The organism is Arcticibacter svalbardensis MN12-7 (assembly GCF_000403135.1).
Lineage (GTDB): Bacteria > Bacteroidota > Bacteroidia > Sphingobacteriales > Sphingobacteriaceae > Arcticibacter > Arcticibacter svalbardensis.
In genome coordinates, this window is the sequence record NZ_AQPN01000067.1 from 1 (window position 1) to 4,915 (window position 4,915).

At 38.4% G+C, this 4,915-nt stretch carries 4 protein-coding genes; 3 read left to right on the forward strand and 1 reads right to left on the reverse strand.

The window, feature by feature from the left end; translation table 11 throughout:
- Window positions 1–83 precede the first annotated feature (83 nt).
- The gene (locus ADIARSV_RS08125) at window positions 84–632 is read right to left on the reverse strand and encodes a hypothetical protein (protein WP_016194977.1); all 549 of its coding nucleotides are present in this window, start codon (window positions 630–632) and stop codon (window positions 84–86) included.
- Window positions 633–1,073: 441 nt separating this feature from the next.
- On the opposite strand from ADIARSV_RS08125, the gene ADIARSV_RS08130 reads away from it, so the two are divergent.
- The 3 genes from ADIARSV_RS08130 to ADIARSV_RS08140 all read left to right on the forward strand — a co-directional run bounded on the left by ADIARSV_RS08130 (window position 1,074) and on the right by ADIARSV_RS08140 (window position 4,902).
- Complete coding sequence (locus ADIARSV_RS08130) at window positions 1,074–3,404, forward strand: TonB-dependent receptor (RefSeq protein WP_040299520.1); 2,331 nt, start codon at window positions 1,074–1,076, stop codon at window positions 3,402–3,404.
- 3 nt (window positions 3,405–3,407) lie between these two features.
- On the forward strand, window positions 3,408–4,235 hold the full coding sequence (locus ADIARSV_RS08135) for a DUF4249 domain-containing protein (protein WP_016194979.1): 828 nt from the start codon (window positions 3,408–3,410) through the stop codon (window positions 4,233–4,235).
- A 154-nt stretch (window positions 4,236–4,389) separates the two neighbouring features.
- Window positions 4,390–4,902 (forward strand): DinB family protein, encoded by a 513-nt coding sequence (locus ADIARSV_RS08140; RefSeq protein WP_016194980.1) that lies wholly within the window; start codon window positions 4,390–4,392, stop codon window positions 4,900–4,902.
- The last annotated feature ends 13 nt before the right edge of the window (window positions 4,903–4,915 follow it).

Sequence of the window (4,915 nt, forward strand, 5' to 3'; positions counted from 1 at the left end):
GCTTTATTGTTTTATGCGGAGAGTTGGAGATACTCATATTTTACGGTCAGTTGATCCGTAAAGTTAAAATTTACGATTCATTTTTATTTTAATGCAACCTGTACAGATGCACGAGTTTCATCATAGAATAAGTTAAGTGCTTTCGGCTTTGCACCTGCAGGTATACGGTAAGTAATAGTCTCAGATTCGCTTGTTGATTCAGGTTGTGTAGAAAAGTATCCACCATTAGTTTGTGATATGGAAGTATTATTATCCAACATCAAGCGGAAATCTGAAGGAGAAATACCAATCGCATTACCGCCTATTGGAATTTTGCTGGTAAGGGTCAACTTGAAAGTAACTTCTGTACCCTGAGAAGTACCATCTGGATTAGCGAGCTCAGTAGCAGTGCCTGGCAATAGCTTAATGCTGGCTTCTTTACTCTTACCCAAAGTAGCTGAATCGGGACTGAAGGTCAAGGTATAAGTTTTGGGTTCATTTGCGGGAGATGTAGTTTCCCCGCTTGTTGTGGTTGGTTCCGCAGATGTGCTGTTTGCTGTCGAATCTGATGACGCTGCTCCTTTATCTTTAGACTTACAGCCAAATAAAAGCAATGATGATGCGATAACGCTTAGGATAATTGTTTTTTTCATGTAACAATTCTACTCATTAGCAATAGCTTATACAAATTTATTTTATAATTTATACGTCGATTAACGTGGGTTTATTCATGCAAATCAGAAACTCACCTTAAGCTATCAAAGTAGCTTACCGTTTGGTTTTAAGGCTTGTTTGATCGATTTTAAAAATTCATGTGCATAGAGAAACTCATAGTATACATCAACAAGAATGGCCAGATCAAATCGAAATAGGTTTTAAATTTATAGTAAGTAACTTTTCCCACTTTTAAACGTCTTAACTGGATATTGACACTTTAAGCTTTCTGAAATTTAATTATAAGAATCTATGGTCTTTTGAAATATATTAGCTACACAGAAGTGATAACTTATGTTTACAGTTACCCTTTTTAACGCTTCCTTTATCCTATGCCTGAATTTCATACCGGGCTTACCCAACAAAAAATATATTTATTCATGATACAAAAGACTTACCTCTTTTTAATTTTCATTTTTACTCTGGTTTCACAGGTCTTTGCTCAACAGCGATTTACTGTTAGCGGAACTATAAGAGATGCTGAAACGGGCGAAACATTGATTGGAGCTACGGCAAGGCTTCAGGGAGGTTCCCAGTCACCCAGTACATCAAGTAATGCCTACGGATTTTACTCGCTTTCTGGAAATAAAGGAGAATACATGGTTAGTGTGACATATTTAGGTTACCAAACGTTCAGTCAAAAGATTGTGCTTAATTCATCTCTTAAACTCAATATTGAACTTAAAACCAATAAAGCGGTATTGGATGAAGTGGTCATTTCTTCACGCGATCGAAAAGATGAGAATGTACGCAGTCCGCAAATGGGACTAGATAAACTCGATATGAAGACTCTTGATAATGTGCCTGTATTATTTGGGGAGAAGGATATATTGAAAACCATTCAGTTGCTGCCTGGCGTGAAGTCTGGCGGTGAAGGAAATACCGGGTTCTTTGTTAGGGGTGGTGCTGCAGATCAGAACTTAATTTTACTGGATGAGGCAACGGTATACAACTCCTCTCACCTATTGAGCTTCTTTTCTACCTTTAATTCAGATGCTATCAAGGATGTGAGTCTTTATAAGGGCGGAATGCCTGCGCAATATGGCGGTCGTTTATCTTCAGTGCTGGATGTGAAGATGCAGGATGGCAATAACAAAGAGTTTGGTGTAGAAGGCGGAATAGGTTTGATTGCTTCGCGTTTAAAGGTAGAAGGTCCAATAGTAAAAGATAAAGGTTCTTTCATGATCAGCGGCCGTCGTACCTACATTGATGTGTTGCTTAAGGCCTCCGGAGATTCGGCACTCAATACTACTACGCTCAATTTTTATGATATTAATGCCAAAGCAAATTATAAGTTTAATGATAAGAACACCGTGTATTTATCGGGTTACTTTGGAAAGGATAATATTGGTATCCGCGATCTGTTTGCAAATGATTGGGGCAACACAACCGCTACTGTTCGACTGAACCATGTGTTTAACAGCCGGCTGTTTTCGAATACCTCTTTCATTTATAACAAATATAATTATACGATTGAACTGCTGGATGAAGATAACAATGCTCGGGTATCTGCGTTGATCCGGGACTATAATTTTAAAGAGGACCTGCAGTATTTTAGTAATAAACACATTATCCGTTTCGGGCTGCAGGCCACTCATCATCGTATTGCGCCATCTGATATCACTACATCAGGCAATTCAAGCTTTAATCCCAGTTCGGTAGAAAACCGTTATGGTGTTGAGCTTGCCGGTTATGTTTCGGATGAGTGGAAGGTCAGTGACCAGTTTAATTTGTTATATGGTCTTCGGGTAAGTTCATTTTCATTGTTAGGTCCGGGAACGATAAATACGTACAGCGCTGGTGGTGATATTGAAACTTCTACAACCTATGGAAAAGGAGAATTTGTTAAAACTTTTGTTTATCCGGAACCACGCTTCTCGGCAAGTTATAGTATAAATAAAGAAAATTCTGTTAAAGCTTCCTATAACCGGAATACACAGAATATTCATATTCTGACTAATGCTAACACCAGTTCTCCAACAGATCAATATGTTATGAGCAGCAATAATATAGCTCCTGAAATTGCAGATCAGGTTGCTTTAGGTTACTTCAAAAATTCGAGTGATAACTCTTTTGAGTTTTCTGCTGAAGTGTATTATAAATGGTTGCAAAATCAGATTGATTATAAGGACGGTGCTGAACTGACAGCAAATGCAAATGTGGAGTCTGAATTAGTTTATGGTAAAGGAAGAGCATACGGGTTGGAGTTATACGCAAAGAAAACAAAGGGAAAACTAACCGGATGGATCAGCTATACTTTAGCAAAAACTGAACGCCAATTTGATGAGATTAATAAAGGCAACTACTTCCCTGCTAAACAGGATCGTACACATGACCTTTCCCTGGTGGGGATGTATGATTTGAGCAGCCGCTGGTCCCTTTCGGCTAATTACATCTATAGTACAGGTAATGCAGTAACTTTTCCATCGGGAAAATATAACGTTGGAGGCTTGACTACTTATTATTATACCGAGCGTAATGCTAACCGGATGCCTTATACGAGCAGACTGGATATTAGTGCTACGTTGAAGGGAAAAGAAACAAAGAAGTTTAGTTCAAGTTGGAATTTCGGTGTATATAACGCCTTAAACCGCAAAAATCCTTATGCAATACAATTTCGGGATAAGGAGAATGATCCTAGCCGAACCGAGGCTGTACAAGTATCTCTATTCGGTATTATACCTTCAGTTACCTGGAACTTTAAATTTTAATTCATGAGAACACAACATATATATTCCTTTTTTTTACTCGCAGCAGTTATAAGTTTTTCTTCCTGTGAGAAGGTAATCGATGTTAAACTTGATTCGTCTGCTAATCAGGTGGTTATTGAAGCCAATGTTACTAATGATGCAGTGCAAACGATCAAGATCAGCCAGTCTGTTCCTTATACCGACAGCAATGTATATCCTGCTGTAACAGGCGCAGAGGTTAGGGTTACAGATGACACAGGCGGGTCGTGGACCTTTTTTGAAACACAACCAGGCATCTATACTTTTGGTTCTAGCTTCAAACAGCGCGATTTTAGTGTAGGATTAGGCCAGCCTGGACGTACCTATACCCTTCATGTAAGTGTGAATGATGTTACTTACACGGCGATGTCCACTATGCCTAAACCTGTACCTCTTGATTCGCTCAGTCTGGATATAATTACCTTTGGAGGCGATGAGAATAAACAAGTACGGATACATTTCAAAGATCCTGAAGATCAAGTTAATCAGTATCTGTATATAATGAAAATTAATGGTGTACAGGCCAAGAGTATTTTTGTTGACAACGATCGTTTAACCAACGGAAATGATGTTTCAAGTGTGCTGTTCTACTTTAGTGATAATGAGAAGTTAAAGACTGGTGATGAAGTAGAGATCGAAATGCAAAGTATTGATAAAAATGTGTTCACCTATTGGTTTACGCTAAGTCAGCAAACACAAAATGGTCCGGGCGGTGGTGTAACTCCTGGGAATCCTCCTTCAAATATCAGCAATAATGCATTAGGATATTTTAGTGCTCATACAACGGAGACAAAGAGGTTAACGATTGAATAAAATATTGATGCATCTACTCCTTATGATAATAGGATTTTTAGATTGCATTGTAATGATTATTGTTTCAGGATTTGCAATACCTTTATTAATCGTTTGTGGTTATAAATGTTGCATTTAGAAGATCCTCATAGTTTTAGAGATAACGAATTGGTATATGTCACAAAATTTAGAAGTTTGGCAAAGAGGACCGTTGCCTGATATTAATCCCCTTTTACAACCTGTAGCACATGCGCTACTCCAGGCAAGAGAAGAGATTAACGTATTTATGACTGATTTTCCTGTTGAACTGCTTTGGGCTCGTCCAGCAGGAATGGCATCAGTTGGCTTTCATTTACAGCATTTAAGTGGTGTGCTCGATAGGGTGTTTACCTATGCTAAAGGGGAAGGTCTTTCAGAATTTCAATTTTCGCAGCTATATGAAGAAGGTAAAGATTCAGTTCAGAGTTATGTAGTTAAAGATTTGGTTAACAGGTTTGATAAGCAGGTGGACCAAGCATTGAAGCAACTTAAAGTTACAGAAGAAGCTACTTTAACTGAATATCGTGGAATAGGTCGTGCCGGCCTTCCTTCTACTGTAATAGGCTTATTGGTTCATGGTGCAGAACATACCATGCGTCATGTTGGTCAACTCATGGTTACTGCTGCTGTGCTAAAAAATGGCAATTAAATAATATACTTTA

Excerpts from the sequence above, each read along its gene's own strand:
- ADIARSV_RS08135 (WP_016194979.1), top strand. The coding sequence starts at position 3,408 with ATGAGAACACAACATATATATTCCTTTTTTTTACTCGCAGCAGTTATA.
- ADIARSV_RS08130 (WP_040299520.1), top strand. The coding sequence starts at position 1,074 with ATGATACAAAAGACTTACCTCTTTTTAATTTTCATTTTTACTCTGGTT.
- ADIARSV_RS08125 (WP_016194977.1), bottom strand. The coding sequence starts at position 632 with ATGAAAAAAACAATTATCCTAAGCGTTATCGCATCATCATTGCTTTTA.
- ADIARSV_RS08140 (WP_016194980.1), top strand. The coding sequence starts at position 4,390 with ATGTCACAAAATTTAGAAGTTTGGCAAAGAGGACCGTTGCCTGATATT.